General features: G+C 37.9%; 17 protein-coding genes. 13 read left to right on the forward strand and 4 right to left on the reverse strand.

What is annotated here, in order from left to right:
* Both mnmD and ACFSQP_RS00510 read left to right on the forward strand, forming a co-directional pair.
* Nucleotides 1-684 carry a tRNA (5-methylaminomethyl-2-thiouridine)(34)-methyltransferase MnmD gene (gene mnmD, locus ACFSQP_RS00505; protein ID WP_376890999.1) on the forward strand — a complete coding sequence of 228 codons (684 nt, stop codon included), beginning with the start codon at nt 1-3 and terminating at the stop codon, nt 682-684.
* Nucleotides 685-879: 195 nt separating this feature from the next.
* Nucleotides 880-1,782: a TIGR01777 family oxidoreductase gene (locus ACFSQP_RS00510; RefSeq protein ID WP_376891000.1), complete on the forward strand. Its 903-nt coding sequence runs from the start codon at nt 880-882 to the stop codon at nt 1,780-1,782.
* 99 nt (nt 1,783-1,881) lie between these two features.
* On the opposite strand, the gene ACFSQP_RS00515 is transcribed toward ACFSQP_RS00510, so the two are convergent.
* Nucleotides 1,882-2,538, reverse strand: coding sequence for a YceI family protein (locus ACFSQP_RS00515; RefSeq protein ID WP_376891002.1), 657 nt, complete (start codon nt 2,536-2,538; stop codon nt 1,882-1,884).
* 155 nt (nt 2,539-2,693) lie between these two features.
* Between ACFSQP_RS00515 and ACFSQP_RS00520 the strand changes: the two genes are divergently transcribed.
* The 10 genes from ACFSQP_RS00520 to sucC all read left to right on the forward strand — a co-directional run bounded on the left by ACFSQP_RS00520 (nt 2,694) and on the right by sucC (nt 13,910).
* Complete coding sequence (locus ACFSQP_RS00520) at nt 2,694-3,251, forward strand: nucleotide exchange factor GrpE (RefSeq protein WP_376891004.1); 558 nt, start codon at nt 2,694-2,696, stop codon at nt 3,249-3,251.
* Between the two features lie 3 nt (nt 3,252-3,254).
* Entirely contained in the window at nt 3,255-4,382 is a 1,128-nt protein-coding gene (gene dnaJ, locus ACFSQP_RS00525) for a molecular chaperone DnaJ (RefSeq protein WP_376891005.1), read from the forward strand.
* Nucleotides 4,383-4,670: 288 nt separating this feature from the next.
* Nucleotides 4,671-5,597: an ABC transporter ATP-binding protein gene (locus tag ACFSQP_RS00530; RefSeq protein WP_376891006.1), complete on the forward strand. Its 927-nt coding sequence runs from the start codon at nt 4,671-4,673 to the stop codon at nt 5,595-5,597.
* Nucleotides 5,598-5,600: 3 nt separating this feature from the next.
* Nucleotides 5,601-6,911 (forward strand): ABC transporter permease, encoded by a 1,311-nt coding sequence (locus tag ACFSQP_RS00535; RefSeq protein WP_376891007.1) that lies wholly within the window; start codon nt 5,601-5,603, stop codon nt 6,909-6,911.
* A gap of 7 nt (nt 6,912-6,918) precedes the next feature.
* Nucleotides 6,919-7,812 (forward strand): mechanosensitive ion channel family protein, encoded by an 894-nt coding sequence (locus ACFSQP_RS00540; protein WP_376891008.1) that lies wholly within the window; start codon nt 6,919-6,921, stop codon nt 7,810-7,812.
* Nucleotides 7,813-7,814: 2 nt separating this feature from the next.
* Entirely contained in the window at nt 7,815-8,978 is a 1,164-nt protein-coding gene (locus ACFSQP_RS00545; protein WP_376891010.1) for a sigma-54-dependent transcriptional regulator, read from the forward strand.
* A 132-nt stretch (nt 8,979-9,110) separates the two neighbouring features.
* Nucleotides 9,111-9,989: a PPK2 family polyphosphate kinase gene (locus ACFSQP_RS00550; protein ID WP_376892104.1), complete on the forward strand. Its 879-nt coding sequence runs from the start codon at nt 9,111-9,113 to the stop codon at nt 9,987-9,989.
* A gap of 60 nt (nt 9,990-10,049) precedes the next feature.
* The gene (locus ACFSQP_RS00555; RefSeq protein ID WP_376891012.1) at nt 10,050-11,420 is read left to right on the forward strand and encodes a M20/M25/M40 family metallo-hydrolase; all 1,371 of its coding nucleotides are present in this window, start codon (nt 10,050-10,052) and stop codon (nt 11,418-11,420) included.
* Between the two features lie 163 nt (nt 11,421-11,583).
* Nucleotides 11,584-12,594 (forward strand): T9SS type A sorting domain-containing protein, encoded by a 1,011-nt coding sequence (locus ACFSQP_RS00560; protein ID WP_376891013.1) that lies wholly within the window; start codon nt 11,584-11,586, stop codon nt 12,592-12,594.
* A gap of 125 nt (nt 12,595-12,719) precedes the next feature.
* Nucleotides 12,720-13,910, forward strand: a complete 1,191-nt coding sequence (sucC, locus tag ACFSQP_RS00565) for an ADP-forming succinate--CoA ligase subunit beta (RefSeq protein ID WP_376891014.1) — start codon at nt 12,720-12,722, stop codon at nt 13,908-13,910.
* A gap of 100 nt (nt 13,911-14,010) precedes the next feature.
* On the opposite strand, the gene ACFSQP_RS00570 is transcribed toward sucC, so the two are convergent.
* Complete coding sequence (locus tag ACFSQP_RS00570) at nt 14,011-14,310, reverse strand: DUF1456 family protein (RefSeq protein WP_376891016.1); 300 nt, start codon at nt 14,308-14,310, stop codon at nt 14,011-14,013.
* 258 nt (nt 14,311-14,568) lie between these two features.
* Between ACFSQP_RS00570 and ACFSQP_RS00575 the strand changes: the two genes are divergently transcribed.
* Nucleotides 14,569-14,949: a TerB family tellurite resistance protein gene (locus ACFSQP_RS00575; protein WP_376891018.1), complete on the forward strand. Its 381-nt coding sequence runs from the start codon at nt 14,569-14,571 to the stop codon at nt 14,947-14,949.
* A 36-nt stretch (nt 14,950-14,985) separates the two neighbouring features.
* Here ACFSQP_RS00575 and uvrB read toward each other — a convergent pair whose 3' ends face one another.
* Both uvrB and ACFSQP_RS00585 read right to left on the reverse strand, forming a co-directional pair.
* On the reverse strand, nt 14,986-16,989 hold the full coding sequence (uvrB, locus tag ACFSQP_RS00580; protein WP_376891019.1) for an excinuclease ABC subunit UvrB: 2,004 nt from the start codon (nt 16,987-16,989) through the stop codon (nt 14,986-14,988).
* A 136-nt stretch (nt 16,990-17,125) separates the two neighbouring features.
* Nucleotides 17,126-17,742: T9SS type B sorting domain-containing protein (locus tag ACFSQP_RS00585; RefSeq protein ID WP_376891021.1), on the reverse strand; the 617-nt coding region annotated here is incomplete at its 5' end.

The raw sequence follows: 17,742 nt of genomic DNA on the forward strand, positions 1-17,742 counted from the left end.
TTGAAACGGGAAATCATTACAACCGCCGACGGCTCTCGAACCATTCAAATAACCGACTGGGCGGAGCAATACCACTCGGTTCATGGTGCCATTCAAGAAGCGGAACATGTTTATATAACACAGGGCCTACAAGCTATTCTTGAAGCCGATACCAAAATTAACCCAATAGCCATTCTTGAAATTGGTTTTGGTACAGGTTTAAACGCCATTTTAACGCTGTTAGCAGCTAAAAAGTATCAAAGCAATGTGCGTTACACTGCCGTGGAAGCATTTCCAGTTTCCAAGGACGAAATAGAGCAACTAAATTACACAGCCCTACTCACACCCAAACTGGCCCAAGCACCTTATTATGCTATGCACAATACGCCTTGGGAGCAAGAGGTAGTTATTTGTCCTAATTTTCAGTTACGGAAGCAGCAAAAAAAATTTCAGGATATTACGGTTATCAATCAGTTTAATCTTATTTATTTCGATGCTTTTGGGCCACGCGTTCAACCAGAATTATGGACAGAGACTATATTTTTAAAAATGTTTCAGGCTTTAAAACCAGATGGTATTTTAGTTACCTATTCGGCCAAAGGTAGTGTTAGGCGTGCCATGCAGGCTGTTGGTTTTACGGTGGAGCGCTTACCTGGTCCGCCAGGAAAACGAGAAATGTTACGTGCCAGAAAAACTAGTAGCTAGATTTATGTTGCTTTCATAATTACTTTTACTCTGCACTTCAATTTAGCTGGTTACGCGGGTATCTTTAAAAACATCTTTACCTATTTAACGGCGGTGAAGATACTAAAAACTTAAGCTTTCGTTAATTCTGTTAAACCTTCTCTAAAAAGAATTATCACTCCTTTTGCAATGCCTATCTTTATAAAAAATTTGTAAATGAAGGTATTAATTACAGGTGCAACAGGTTTAGTTGGAAAGGCAATAGTGGCGCAATGTCATCAGCAAAATATAGTGGTTCACTATTTAACAACCTCTAAAGATAAACTTGAAAATAAAGAAAATTATAAAGGATTTTATTGGAATCCAAGCAATCATGAAATAGATACGGCTTGTTTGGAGGGTGTTGAGGTGGTTATTAATTTAGCTGGTGCAACAATTGCCAATAGGTGGACGGCCGCTTATAAAAATACGATTTTAAATAGCCGCTTAAACACGTTGCGTTTAATGAAGCAAACCTTGGAGAACAATCCGCACACCGTAAGTCATGTTATATCGGCTAGCGCCATTGGGATATATCCGGACTCTTTAACCAATTATTACGACGAGGATACACCTGGTGTGTCTGCCAGTTTTTTGGGGCAGGTGGTTGAACAATGGGAGGCCATGACAGATCAGTTTAAATCCTTAAATGTATTGGTGTCTAAAGTTAGAATAGGTTTGGTATTAGATGCTAAAGAAGGTGCTTTACCACAAATAGTAAAACCTGTAAAATTTGGAGCAGGCGCCGCTTTTGGTAGTGGCAATCAATGGCAATCTTGGATCCATATAACCGATTTAGCACGAGTTTTTATGTTTGTAATGGAACAAAAAATGCCTGGCGTGTTCAATGCGGTGGCACCAAATCCAGTCACCAATACCGAATTAACCAAAGCAGTTGCCAGCGTGTTAAAAAAACCGCTATTTCTGCCAAATATTCCAAAATCGGCAATGAAATTGGTTTTAGGAGAGATGCATATTCTGTTATTTGAAAGTCAACGAGTAAGTAGTAAAAAAATTGAAGAGGCTGGTTTTCAGTTTCAATTTGTTTGTATTAAGCCGGCTTTACAGAATTTACTTTAATAAACATACAAACTTATTAATTGGGCTCTTGTCTAAAAACAAAAAATCCGCTACATAAATCATATGTAGCGGATTTTTTAAATGTGTTTGGGCCGAGGCTTATTGCTTGTTCGCTGTAATAGACAGTTGTAATTCTATATCGTCGTTAATAAACTTGTCGCCTAAATCGTCAAAAAATGATTTAGAACCATATTTTACATTCCATTTAGAACGATCTATAGTAAACGCTTCACTTTTAATAGTTACCATGTTGTCCGTTTCAGTTACCATTACTGGTATAGTTACGTTGTTTTCAGTATCTTTCATTTTTAAATTACCAGAAAGAAGCGTAGCGCCATTTTCAGTTTTAAATTCAGTTACTTCAAACGTAGAAGTTGGGTACATTTCAACATCAAAGAAATCGGCACTTTTTAAATGGCCAGATAGTTTACCATGACCTTCAGAGTCTTCCGGAAGATCGGTAACATACAATGAAGCCATATCAATGGTAAATTTACCACTTTCAATAGCATTGTTTGCCATAGCAAATTCGCCGTTTTCTATTTTAATGGTTCCAGTGTGGGAGCCAGTTGGTTTAAAGCCTTTCCACATAATGGTAGATGCTTCAGTGTCTACGGCATAATTAACAGCATTTTCAGTTTCTTCTGCTGCTGGTGCTTCTGCAGCAGTTGTTTCGGCTTCTTTAGCCTTGTCTCCACAGCTTGAAAAAGTTAGGGCAAATGCTATTGCAAGTATTGATACATAGCGTGTTTTCATAATAGTTTATTTAAATTAGTGTTTAGGTCAAAAGTAGTATTTTTGAATTACAAAAGCTTTAAAAAAATATTAAAATATTTTATGACATTCTGTCATTTTTCCAATTATGGCAGTACTTTTGCCGTTCAAAAACTGTATTTAAAATATGCATCCCAATGAGTAAGAAAGATAAAAACGAAACGGCTACAGATGATTTATTAGAAAATCAAACAACCGATACAACCGAAGCAACAGAAGAAACCTCTGATGCCAATACCGACCAAACACCGGAGGAAAAGCTTACAGAAGCACTTGCGCAAGAGAAAGATAAATTTATGCGTTTGTTTGCAGAGTTTGAAAATTACAAAAGGCGCACCGCTAAAGAGCGTATAGACTTGTTTAAAACAGCTAATCAGGACGTAATGATTGCGTTGCTTCCTATTTTGGATGATTTTGATAGGGCTTATAACGAAATATCAAAAACCCAAGAAAAAGACTTACTTAAAGGTGTGGAACTTATTAAAAATAAATTAAGAAACACCCTTAATAATAAAGGTTTGGAGCAAATAGAATTAAAAGCCGGCGACGACTTTAATCCAGATGTACACGAAGCGGTAACGCAAATACCAGCGCCTAACGACTCGTTAAAAGGAAAAATTGTGGATGTGGTAGAAAATGGATACAAGCTGGGCGACAAAATTATTAGATTTCCAAAAGTAGTTATAGGACAATAAAATATGGCAAAAAGAGATTATTACGAGGTTTTAGGGATAGATAAAAATGCAACGGCTGCCGAAATTAAAAAGGCATACCGGAAAATGGCTATTAAATATCATCCAGACAAAAACCCAGATGATACCGAAGCAGAAACAAAATTTAAAGAAGCAGCCGAAGCGTACGAGGTTTTAAGTAATCCAGACAAAAAGGCACGCTACGACCAGTATGGCCATCAAGCTTTTGATGGTAACGGCGGTTTTGGCGGTGGCGGCATGAATATGGACGACATATTTAGCCAGTTTGGCGATATTTTTGGCGGTGCTTTTGGCGGCGGCGGTTTTTCCGGATTTAGTGGTGGTTTTGGCGGTGGCGGACAACGCCGTGTTAAGGGCACCAATATGCGTATTCGGGTAAAACTAACATTGGAAGAAATAGCTAATGGTGTCGAGAAAAAAGTTAAAGTAAGGCGTAAGGTACAAGCGCCAGGTACTACCTACAAAACCTGCGAAACCTGCAACGGAGCAGGGCAGGTAATGCGCGTTACCAACACCATTTTAGGAAGAATGCAAACCGCTACAACTTGTACAACCTGCGGTGGTGCTGGCCAAACAATTGATAAAAAACCTAACGATGCCGATGCCCAAGGCATGCTGGTTAAAGAGGAAACCGTATCTATTAAAATTCCTGCGGGCGTGGTAGACGGTATGCAGCTAAAGGTTACTGGAAAAGGCAACGAGGCACCAGGCAATGGTATTTCTGGCGACTTGCTAGTGGCTATTGAAGAAGAAAATCATCCTAGTTTGCAGCGCGAGGGTGATAACCTGCACTACGATTTGTATATTAGCCTACCAGATGCAGTTTTAGGAACTTCTAAAGAAATAGATACCGTAACCGGAAAAGTGCGCATTAAAATAGAGGCCGGTGTTCAATCTGGTAAAATTTTAAGGCTACGCGGCAAAGGTATCCCGTCTATAAACGGTTACGGCAAAGGCGATTTATTGGTGCATGTAAATGTTTGGACACCAAAAACATTGGATAAAAACCAAAGAGCGTTTTTCGAATCCATGCGCGATGATAGTCATTTTGAACCAAAGCCAGAAGTTGGCGATAAATCGTTTTTTGAAAAAGTAAAAGACATGTTTTCTTAACGACTAAATTCTGTAATCCCATCAGAAACATACCTGTTTTCTGTTTTTGAAATAGGTTATTCGTTTCTTTTTAGCGTAGTTACAGAAAAATTACTATATTTGATTTATTACTATGCAGAATAGTAATAATTTTTCTTTTTCATAGCAATTTTTTCCCATCCTTTAGCGCAAGTTTTAGGATGGGTTTTGTTTTTATAACAATTTTAAAAAAAATTTAAATCTATTTTATAGTGTTAGCCTAAGGCATTTAATATCTTTACAGCTATTTCACTTACGTAATAATCAGGTATGAACAACTTATTAGAAACACATCAGGTTTCTAAACAATACGGGCAGTATAAAGCTTTAAATAACGTGTCTATTGCCGTTCCTAAAGGGAGTATTTTTGGACTATTAGGGCCTAATGGCGCCGGAAAAACAACACTTATTCGCATTATAAATCAAATTACAATGCCCGATTCCGGACAGGTAATTCTAGATAACGAGCCGCTACAAACACATCATATTAAAGATATTGGCTATTTGCCAGAGGAACGTGGTTTGTATAAATCCATGAAAGTTGGCGAACAGGCGCTTTATTTGGCCCAATTAAAAGGTTTGAGCAAAGCAGAGGCTAAAAAACGCTTGTTATATTGGTTCGATAGGTTTGATATTGGTAATTGGTGGCATAAAAAAATTCAAGAGCTTTCCAAAGGCATGGCACAAAAAGTACAGTTTATTGTTACCGTATTACACGAGCCTAAACTGCTTATTTTTGATGAGCCTTTTTCTGGTTTCGACCCTATTAATGCTAATGTGATTAAAGATGAAATACTGCGTCTGCGCAATGCAGGTGCTACGGTTATATTTTCAACGCACCGTATGGAATCTGTTGAAGAGATGTGCGATTATATTGCACTCATTCATAAATCTAACAAAATTTTAGACGGAAAATTAATCGATATAAAAAACCAATTTAAAACCAATACGTTTCAAATTGGCATGCGGGGTACCAATAACACGGAAGTGGACAGGGCTTTGGAAGCAAACTTTGACGTAACGCCTGGTAATTTTGTAACGCTAGACAGTCCTTTTAAGCGCATTGTTAAACTGCAAAGTCACCAAACACCAAATAGTTTATTAAACTTTTTAACTACCAAAGGGCAGGTAACCCATTTTGTGGAACACATACCTAGCGTAAACGATATTTTCATCCAAGCTATTAAGAATAACTAGATCATGAATCATTTACCACTTATTATAAAACGTGAATACCTTACCAAGGTGCGCAACAAATCCTTTGTTATCATGACATTTTTAAGTCCCATTATTATGATTGGACTTATTGCACTTGTGGCCTATTTATCGCAGTTAAATAATAATGCGGTGCGTAATATAGCTGTTTTAGATGCGTCTGGGTTAGTGGCTCCAGCCATCCAAAACACCCCCAATGTAGCGTTTGTTGTGCTTGAAGATATAAGCCTGGAAACAGCCAAAACCCTTACCAGTACACAAAGTTACTATGGCTTGTTGCATGTGGCTAATAGTACAAGCTCTCAAGCTGGCATTCCTGAAATAAAATTCTATTCAGAAGAGACACCGTCCTTATCCATAATTAGTAATTTGGAGCAACAGCTGGAAACATATTTTACCAACTTAAAGCTTAAAAGCCAAGGTGTAGATGTGGCTAAAATAGAATTGGCTAAAACCAATGTAACTATAAGTCAGGAGAGTTTTCTTGGTCAAAAAACATCTAAAGCCGATAGTTTGGTAAAGCTTATTTTTGGTGGAGCCGCTGGTTATTTACTTTTTATGTTTATCATTATTTATGGGAATATGATTATGCGCTCGGTAATAGAAGAAAAAACAAGTCGTATTATCGAAATTATTATTTCTTCGGTAAAGCCAATTCAATTAATGTTAGGCAAAATAATTGGTACCTCGCTTGCTGGTGTAACCCAATTTGTTATATGGATTTTGTTAGGCGCTATTTTAATATCGGGTGTATCCGCTTTATTGGGGCTCGATTTGGTTCAAGCTACTCCATCTGGGCAGATTATGAGTCAGTCGGCAAATCAAGAAGCTTCTGCAGATATGGTAGCAGCTATTTTACAGGCTTTTGTTAATTTACCTTTAGGTAATTTAATAGCAGCGTTTTTGGTATTTTTTATTGGCGGTTATTTGTTGTACAGTTCATTTTACGCTGCCATTGGGGCTGCTGTAGATAATGAAACCGATACGCAACAATTTTTGTTTCCAGTTTTAATGCCGCTCATCTTGGCAGTGTATATCGGATTTTTTACCGTTATTGAAGATCCCCATGGCACCGTATCTACTGTATTTTCGTTTATACCATTAACCTCGCCCGTGGTTATGCTTATGCGTATTCCATTTGGTGTGCCTGTTTGGCAGCAAATAGTTTCGGTTTTAATTTTAATCAGTACTTTTATGTTTACGGTCTGGTTTGCAGCCAAAATTTATCGGGTTGGTATTTTAATGTATGGGAAAAAAGCCAGCTACAAGGATATTTTAAAATGGATAAAATACTAAATAAGTTATGCAAAATCATTTAGATAATTTAGAAGAAGTTGTTGGCGATAGCCGTATAATTGACGGGATAATTGATTTTCTAAATATTGGTTTTCAGTTGGGTTCCGAAAAAAATCCAATTAATGTTACCATTGGGCTCATACTTTTGTTAATTGTTATTTACGGTGGTACTACTTTGGTGTTAAATTTTGTAAAGCGTATGTATGCCAAACGCTTGCCACAGGAAGATAAAGCCAAATTTAATACCGTATTCTCTTTTGGCAGATGGCTAATTTACTTAATTGTTATTTTAATTGTTTTCGATTCAGTTGGGGTAAATGTTACAGCTATTTTTGCGGCTTCTGCAGCTTTGCTTATTGGTATTGGTTTAGCCCTGCAAACCTTATTTCAAGATATTATCTCGGGCGTTTTTATTCTGGTCGATCAAAGCTTGCACGTTGGCGATATTATTGAAATAGAAGGCAAGGTAGGTCGTGTGGATGAGATAAAATTAAGAACCACACGTGCAGTAACCATCGATAATCGGGTGTTAGTTATTCCCAACCACTTGTACCTAACCAATAGTTTGTATAACTGGACACAAAACGATATTTCCACACGAGAAAATATTACAATAGGTGTTGCTTACGGTAGCGATATACAATTGGTAAAAACATTATTAATTCAGGCAGCTAACTCACATCCCGAGGTACTCGAAAAAGAATCAACCGTTGTATTGTTTACCGATTTTGGAGACAGTTCCTTAAATTTTAAGGTTATTTTTACGGTAAAAGATAGCTTTAAAGCCGTTTTTCCAAAAAGCGATATTCGTTTTGAAATAGATAGATTATTTCGAGAACACAATATATCCATACCATTTCCGCAAAGGGATGTTCACCTTATACAACCAAAAACTACATAAGTATGTCAAAAATATTAGTTATTGAAGATGAAGCAGCCATTAGGCGCGTACTTGTTAAAATTCTTTCAGAAGAAAACGACAGCTACCAAGTTGCTGAAGCCGCCGATGGTTTAGAAGGGCTCGAAAAAATAAAAAATGAAGATTTCGATTTGGTATTCTGCGATATTAAAATGCCAAAAATGGATGGCGTGGAAGTGCTTCAGGCCGTGAAAAAATTAAAACCAGAAATTCCAATGGTTATGATTTCAGGTCATGGCGATTTGGATACTGCTGTAAATACGATGCGTTTAGGCGCTTTCGACTATATTTCGAAACCACCAGATTTAAATAGACTATTAAACACTGTGCGCATTGCTCTGGATACTAAAGTGCTTGTGGTTGAAAATAAAATGCTGAAAAAGAAGGTTAGCAAAAATTACGAAATGATTGGCAAAAGCGATGCCATTGCGCACATTAAGGACATGATTGAAAAAGTGGCACCAACTGATGCCCGTGTGCTTATAACGGGACCTAATGGTACTGGTAAAGAGTTGGTGGCACACTGGTTACATCAAAAAAGTGAGCGATCCAAAGGCAATTTAGTGGAAGTAAATTGCGCTGCAATACCAGCCGAACTGATAGAAAGCGAATTATTTGGGCATGTAAAGGGCGCTTTTACCAGCGCCGTAAAAGACCGAGCTGGAAAATTTGAAGCTGCAAATGGTGGAACACTATTTTTAGATGAAATTGGCGATATGAGTTTGTCCGCCCAAGCAAAAGTTTTAAGAGCCTTGCAAGAAAATAAAATTCAGCGTGTGGGCAACGATAAAGATATAAAAGTAGATGTGCGCGTTATTGCGGCAACTAATAAGGACTTAAAAACTGAAATTGCAGAAGGACGCTTTCGGGAGGATTTATACCACAGGCTAGCAGTTATTTTAATTCAAGTTCCGTCCTTAAACGATAGGCGTGAAGATATACCCCTACTGATTGAGCATTTTTCTGAAAAGATTTCGCAGGAACACGGCACGGCCCAGAAAACGTTTTCCAAAGAGGCTATAAAAAAATTACAGGCCTACGATTGGACCGGAAATATACGCGAATTGCGCAATGTCGTGGAGCGTTTAATTATTTTAGGTGAAAAGGAAATTAGTGTTCAGGATGTAAACTTATTTGCATCCAAATAGCCTGTGTTTTGCATTGTAAATACAACAAGCCGGGTTTTTGGGGTTTTTTATAAATGCGTATATTGGTGGCTAAACATCCCAATAATGGGTGTTGGTATCTTAAAAATATAACTAGAAACGGCTATGAATTCTATAAAATCTATTCATTTACAAGATTTTAAGGCACAACCAACGGTGCCCTTACAAAAGCACCCCACCAATTTGAATCTAGAGGCCGATGACGCTCAAATAGAACAGACCTTAAAAAAAGCCTGTAAAAAGCTGGCTAAAATTCAAAACGCCATGTATGCCCATGGAAAATACGCTGTTTTAATTTGTATTCAAGGAATGGATACTGCAGGAAAAGATAGCTTAATTCGCGAAGTTTTTAAAGAATTCAATGCTCGTGGTATTGTTGTACACAGTTTTAAAACCCCCACAGCCCTAGAGTTACGACATAATTATTTGTGGCGGCATTATGTGGCCTTGCCAGAGCGTGGTAAGTTTAGTGTATTTAACAGAACGCATTATGAAAACGTCCTCATTACACGTGTTCATCCCGAGTATATTTTAAACGAAAATCTACCAAATGTGGCCACTTTAGCAGATGTAAACCACGATTTTTGGGAGCGTCGTTTTGAAGAGATTAATAACTTTGAAAAAACGATTTCGCAAAACGGGACCTTAATTTTTAAATTCTTTTTAAATATTTCCAAAGACGAACAAAAAAATAGACTTTTAAGGCGCTTGCACAAACCAAATAAGCAATGGAAATTTTCGCCTAGCGATCTCGAAGAGCGCAAACTTTGGGGACATTATCAAGCTTGTTATCAGGATTTAATTACAAAAACATCAAAACCATATGCACCTTGGTTTATTATTCCTTCAGATCATAAACCAACCGCACGGTACGTTGTGGCTAAAATTTTATTGGACACCTTAAAAACGTACGACGATATTAAGGAACCTGAACTGGACGAGACCATAAAAGACAATTTGGCGGCTTATATAAATCAATTGGAAAACGACTAATAAACCTACCAAACAGGCCTTATTAAACCTGTTGAACTAATTTAATGTAGAAAAAATATTATGAAACACCTTGCACTTACTCTGGCCATGCTCCTGTCCTTCAGCGGCTTTGCCCAAACAGATGCCCAAGTTTTTAAATCTATTTACAGTGCCTCACTAACCAAAGGGAAAAGTTATGAGTGGTTGGACTATTTGTCTAATCAAATTGGCGGGCGTTTGTCGGGGTCTTTAAATGCGGAAAAAGCGGTGCAATATACTAAAGAGGAGCTGGAAAAATTAGGTTTAGACAAGGTTTGGTTGCAACCCGTAATGGTGCCAAAATGGGTAAGAGGCAATAAGGAATATGCTTTCATAGAGTCGGGTTCTGGGGTTACAACTACGGTTAATATTTGTGCGCTTGGGGGCTCTGTGGCAACACCAATTGGGGGTTTAAAAGCGCCGGTCTTGGAGGTAGATGGTATAGCGTCCTTACAGGCTTTAGGTAAAGAACAGGTGGCTGGAAAAATTGTGTTTTTTAACAGACCCATGCAGCCCGATATTATTCAAACATTCGAAGCTTATGGTGGTTGCGTAGACCAACGGTATGCCGGTGCTATGGAGGCCGGAAAATTGGGGGCTGTTGGTGTAATAGTTAGGTCTTTAACATTAAGAATGGACGATTTACCGCACACGGGAAGCATGACTTACGGCAACTTGCCCAATGCACAACGCATTCCATCCGCTGCAATTAGTACCAACGATGCCGAAAAGTTGAGTGCTATGCTTGCGTTGGATCCGTCATTAAAATTTTTCTTTAATCAAACCTGCCGACAGTTAGCAGATGTGGAATCATTCAACGTTATTGGCGAGATAATAGGTAGCGAATTTCCAAACGAATATATTATTGTTGGTGGCCATTTAGATTCATGGGATTTAGGCGACGGATCGCACGACGATGGTGCCGGTTGTGCTCAGTCTATGGAAGTGCTACGCTTGTTTAAGGAATTAGGTATAAAACCAAAACGCACCCTGCGTGTGGTGTTATTCATGAACGAAGAAAACGGTCTCCGGGGGGCTAAAAAATATGCGGAAGAAGCAAAACAAAAAAATGAAAATCATATTTTTTCATTAGAAAGTGATGCAGGAGCTTTTACACCACGCGGCTTCCAGTTCGATTGCGATGATGCTTTTATGGATAAAATGGCAAAATGGGAACCCTTATTTAAACCGTATTTAATTCATTATTTCGAAAGAGGTTTCAGTGGCGCCGATGTAGCACCGCTAAAAACAGATTCCAACGTGTGTGCTGGTTTAAGACCAGATTCGCAACGTTACTTCGATCATCACCACGCCGCTAATGACGTATTTGAACATGTAAACAAACGCGAATTAGAGCTGGGAGCAGCAACCATGGCGAGTTTAATATATTTAATAGACAAATACGGTATTTAGCTTGCAGCTGCTAGGTTTAAGTAATTGGACCTTGCAGACTTTGTATTTTAACAGATAACGTAAAGTGTTTTTTAACTATTAAAATAGGTTTTTAACGGTTTTAACTCGCTGTTGTTTTTTTGGTTTATTACCTTTCCGAAGCTATTAATAAAACCGCTCGATTATGAAAACAACATTACAAGCCATTTTAACACTAATTACTACCTTTAGTTTTGCGCAAGCACCCATTACTAATTTTTTCAGCCTGCCTATGTCGCAATATGCCTTGGTTGAGCCTACGGGAGGGCTGGATCAAACAACGGCGGGAGCAAACATGGTTTGGGATTTTACAAATTTAACACCTCTTGGCGTTAATACGGATACCTATGCGGCACCTACCAGTCAGCAATTACAAACTTATCCAGGTACAACTAATGTATTGTCAATTACAACTACAGGGTCGGACAATGTGAACACTATTTTTGCTAAAAACGAAGCCGATAACTTTTATTTTACAGGGGTTTCTGCAGGTGACATTATTTTAAATTACAACAGCGATAATGCCTTTTTAGGAACATTTCCGCTCATGTATCAAAATCAAGTTACGGATGCCGTTGGTGGCACATTTTCAAGTCCGGATGCCTCCGGATCTTTTGTTGGAACCATTGTAACCACGGTGGATGCACACGGAACGCTTACTACAAACAATGTAGGTCAAGGCGCTTATACTGGCAACGTAACAAGGCTAAAAGTGGTCCAAAATTTAACACTTACAGTCGTAATTTTTGAAGGGACTGTCACCCAAACTTCGTATTACTATTACGATAACGCTTCGGGTAATCTTATTTTTAGATCGAATACAGCAACTGTGGTTTTTGATTTAGTGAATGTGAATGAAACTATTTCTACATACGAAAGCTTTTTAAGTAATCCGCTGTCTCAAGAGGTTATTAACCAAGATGTGGCTGATGCTTTTCAGGTTGTGCCAAACCCTGTTTCAGAGGTTTTAACCCTTAAAAATAAATACCAAAATCCTATAAAATCTATTCGCGTATGCGATATGCACGGGCGTAAGGTTGCCGAAACATCAGGGCCTTTAAACACTATTGGTTTGCCACATTTGGCTGGCGGTATGTATGTGGTTTATGTACAAACGGAAAATGGTATTTTTACTCAAAAGTTTTTGAAGAAATAAAATTTTAAGTAGCGGCTAAAACAACTTTTAAATTTTATTGGTTAAAACCGCGAGGTTGCTTACTTTTGTGCAACTAAAATTAAACGACTTTCTCTTAGTGAGAAAACTCCAAACCAAGTTATAAAATGAATTTACACGAATATCAAGGAAAAGAAATGTTAAGTAGTTTTGGTGTACGTATCCAACGTGGTATTGTTGCCCAAAATGCTCAAGAAGCGGTTGAAGCGGCCAAAAAACTAACCGAAGATACTGGTACAGGATGGCACGTAATTAAAGCCCAAGTTCATGCTGGTGGACGTGGAAAAGGTGGTGGTGTGAAATTAGCCAAAAACCTGCAAGAAGTAGAGCGTATTGCTGGCGAAATTATTGGAATGGATTTAGTAACACCGCAAACATCTGCAGAAGGTAAGCGTGTGCATCAAGTTTTAGTTGCCGAAGATGTGTATTACCCAGGCGATAGTGAGCCAGAGGAATACTATATGTCTGTGTTATTAAACCGTGCAACAGGTCGTAATATGATTATGTATTCTACGGAAGGTGGTATGGATATTGAAACAGTAGCCGAAGAAACACCGCATTTAATTTTTACAGAAGAAATTGATCCAGCAGTGGGCATAATGCCTTTTCAAGCGCGCAAAATTGCATTCAATTTAGGCTTGTCTGGTACGGCCTTTAAAGAAATGACAAAATTTGTAACAGCCTTATATACGGCTTACGACAAATCCGATTCGTCTTTATTTGAAATCAATCCGGTTTTAAAAACCAGCGATGATAAAATTATGGCTGTGGATGCGAAAGTAACCATGGATGAAAATGCATTATTCCGTCATAAGGACTATGCTACATTACGTGATTTACGCGAGGAAAACCCAGTAGAGGTAGAAGCCAAAGAAGCTGGCTTAAACTACGTAGACCTAGACGGTAACGTGGGTTGTATGGTAAATGGCGCTGGACTAGCTATGGCAACTATGGACCTTATTAAGCAAGCAGGTGGTGAGCCAGCAAACTTCCTAGATGTAGGAGGTACTGCTGATGCTGCGCGTGTGGAATTAGCCTTTGAACTAATTTTAAGAGATCCAAACGTAAAAGCCATTCTAATTAATATTTTTGGTGGTATTGTTCGTTGCGATCGTGTTGCGCAGGGTGTTATTGATGCCTACAAAAACATGGGTAATATTCAAGTGCCTATTATTGTACGTTTACAAGGTACTAATGCCGATGTAGCCAAAGAACTTATTGACAATTCTGGTTTAGCTGTTTTAAGTGCCACTGAATTCCAAGAAGCCGCAGATAAGGTGCATGAAGTACTTTCATAATAAAACAAATTAATTTTGTAGATAAAAAAACTCTCCGTTTCGGAGAGTTTTTTGTTTTTACTAGTTAGCACTAGCTTAAAGGTTGTGGTGCCAAACAACTTTAATTCTTGTTTGGCGCATCTTTGGTGTTTTTGGGTGTTTTGTCCAGAGGGACTTTGCCTTTTAATTTTGGCTTTTTTTCAAGTTTTGGGCCACGTAAGTGAATAACCAAACCGTTTAGGAAGTTTCTTAAAATTTGATCGCCACACTCCATATATTTTGGATGGTCCTCTTTTCTGAAAAAGGCACCTAATTCACTTTTTGTAATTCTAAAATCTACCAGTTCTAGAATTTTAATGATGTCGTCGTCGCGAAGTTGCAAGGCCACACGCAATTTTTTAAAAATGTCATTATTGGTCATGGTATTTCTTAATATAAATTGGTTTAATGTTATGTAAAATAAGGTTTTTAGCGTTTAACCGTTTTATTGTTTATTTTATATAATTAGCATAAAAACAGTGTTTTATAAAATTTATACAGATAAAATGAGCTTATAATCGTTTAAATGTGTTATTTTTTTCGACAAGTTACAATTTATCACGGATTATTAAATGGTGTTCATGCGTATCTTTAGAAACAAACAGGAACCAGCTATAGAATGATAAACCGTGTTGAAAAATTGAGTCTACTCTCTGAAATGATTGCCTTTGCCAAACACGATAATCATATAAAATCGGTTGAGTATAACTTCCTTTTAGCTGTTTCCAGACAGTTAGAAATTTCTCGCGAAGATTTTGACTACCTTATTGAACATCCGGTTAATTATATTCATTTAAAAACACATAGCGAACGCATTGTTCAGTTTCATAGATTGATATTATTAATGAATATTAATGGAACGCCTTCAGCTAAAGTAAAGGTAAAGCTTTATAACTATGGCCTGCGTATGGGATTAAATTTTGAGTCCATTAACAAAGTACTGTTCTTAATGGAAAATTTCCCGAATAGGTTAGTACCAACTGGCGTTTTAATTGATATTTTTAAATTGCAATATAATTAAACAACCAAGTTGTTACCATGTAAAGCCTATTTATAATTAACTTTTAAGCGCTTCTAGTTTTTCTTGATACCCCTTTATTAAATCTCTAAATTTAGCGGCTTGCATAAAATCTAATTCCTTGGCTGCCTGCTCCATTTGTTTTCGGTTTTCGCGTATTTTCTTTTCTAATTCAGATTTGTTTAAATAGGCACTTTCCGGTTCTGCCGCTTTGGCAGCTTCAAGTTCATAACTGTAGGTACTTACCGAATTTTGCGTTAAGGCATTATCCAAACTTTTGTTTAAGGCTTTTGGTTTAAGGTTGTGTTTGGTGTTGTAAGCAATTTGCTTTTCCCGTCTGTACTCGGTTTCGTCTATGGTTTTTTGCATGCTTTTGGTAATTTTATCGGCATACATAATGGCCTTTCCATTTAAATTTCTGGCGGCGCGCCCCACCGTTTGTGTCAAGGATCGGGTGCTACGCAAAAAGCCTTCTTTATCTGCGTCTAAAATAGCTACTAAAGATACTTCGGGTAAATCCAGTCCTTCACGAAGTAAATTAACACCAACCAAAACATCAAATAAGCCTTTTCGTAAATCTTGCATGATTTCTACGCGCTCTAAAGTATCCACATCGCTATGTATATAACGGCACCTTATTTGAATGCGGTCTAGGTATTTAGTTAACTCTTCGGCCATCCGTTTGGTTAGGGTTGTTACCAAGGTGCGTTCGTCTTTTTCAACACGGATTTGAATTTCTTCAATTAAATCATCAATCTGATTTAAACTTGGTCTTACTTCAATAATAGGATCCAATAAACCGGTGGGCCTAATTATTTGCTCCACGTAAACACCGTCTGTTTTTTCCATTTCATAGTCGGCTGGTGTAGCACTCACATAAATAACTTGGTTTTGTAGGGCTTCAAACTCTTCAAATTTTAGTGGTCTGTTATCCATAGCCGCTGGCAATCGGAAACCGTATTCTACCAAATTTTCTTTTCGGCTGCGGTCTCCGCCGTACATAGCGTGCACCTGCGAAATGGTTACATGGCTCTCATCTACAACCATTAAATAATCGTCTGGAAAATAGTCTAGCAAGCAGAATGGTCTGGTGCCAGGTTGTCTGCCATCTAGATAGCGCGAATAGTTTTCAATACCCGAGCAGTAACCCAGTTCGCGAATCATTTCTAAATCGAATTCCGTGCGCTCTTTTAGCCGTTTAGCTTCCAAATGTTTGCCAATTTCGGTAAAATAGTCGTATTGTTTTACTAAATCGTCTTGTATGTTTTTAATAGCACCTTGAAGCACATCTGGCGAGGTAACAAACATATTAGCAGGATATATATTTAGGCGGTCGTATTTTTCTATAACCTCATTGGTTTGCACGTTAAATGCTTCAATTTCTTCAATTTCATCTCCAAAAAAATGAATGCGAAATGCGTGGTCATCATAACTAGGAAATACATCTACCGTATCGCCTTTTATTCTAAAATTTCCGTGTTTAAATTCGTCCTCTGTTCTGGAATATAAACTTTGTACCAAGCGGTGCAATAATTTTGTTCGGGAAAGGACGTCGTCTCGTTGAATTGAAATAACATTTTTCTGAAACTCTACAGGATTTCCAATACCATATAAACAGGACACGGAGGCAATTACAATAACATCGCGCCTACCAGATAATAAAGAGGAGGTGGTACTTAAACGCATTTTTTCTATTTCCTCGTTTATGGATAAATCCTTTTCTATGTAAGTTCCTGTAACGGGAATATAGGCTTCTGGTTGGTAGTAATCGTAATAGGACACAAAATATTCTACAGCATTTTCAGGGAAAAACTGTTTAAACTCCGAGTATAGTTGGGCTGCTAGCGTTTTATTGTGTGCCAATACTAATGTGGGTTTCTGCACATCCTGAATAACATTGGCAACAGTAAAGGTTTTACCCGATCCTGTAACACCAAGTAATGTTTGGTATTTTTCATTAGATTGAATACCTATTGCCAGTTTTTTAATGGCTTGCGGCTGGTCGCCTGTAGGTTTGAAATCGGATTTTATTTTGAATTTCATGATAGCTTCTTGTTACTAATACGGTATAATTTTTAGACTTCTGAAGCTTGAAACAGCCCAAGCCCTTGCCTTGAAACAGTGCTGCCAAAAAAGAACCTAGCAGCTGCCGAAAAGGCATTACAAAAATACGTAAAATCTAGCGCTTTAAGGTAAAATGACCTGTGCGTTGTTCTCCAGATTTTAAGGTTATCAAGTACCAATAATCATTTGAAGGCATGAGGTTACCGTTGTAAAAACCGTCCCACATTTTAGATCGAACCGCTAGTTGCTTTAAAAGTTTTCCATACCTATCGAAAATAACGATGCTTTGAATGCTGTTTTTTGGGTCTGTTACTTGCCAGATATCGTTTTGTCCATCGCCGTTAGGTGTAAAAAATAAAGGGATTATTATGGATTCAGGTCCTTCAATTTCAAACATAACAGATTTTATGACGCAGCCATTTTCGTCTTGCACATATAAAATATGCGTTCCAGGCGTTAAGCCGCTAAATATATTGCCTAACTGGAAACTGCCAGTATCTAGCGCATACTCATAAGTAATTGCTGTGTTTGCCATAGTAACCGTTACGGTATCGCCATTTATTGAAATATTGTTTTCGGTTAGCGTGAAATTTATAGCAGGATAAACGCTAACCGTAAAACTAGATTCGTTAGAGCAGGTGTTAGGTGTGGTGCCAGATTCGTTATAAATATAAATTGTCTGCGTGCTTGTTATAATATTCCCAGCAAAAAGCGGCGTTCCCGTTCCGTTAG

Source organism: Bizionia sediminis, assembly GCF_042684585.1.
In the GTDB taxonomy this organism is placed as follows: domain Bacteria; phylum Bacteroidota; class Bacteroidia; order Flavobacteriales; family Flavobacteriaceae; genus Algorimicrobium; species Algorimicrobium sediminis.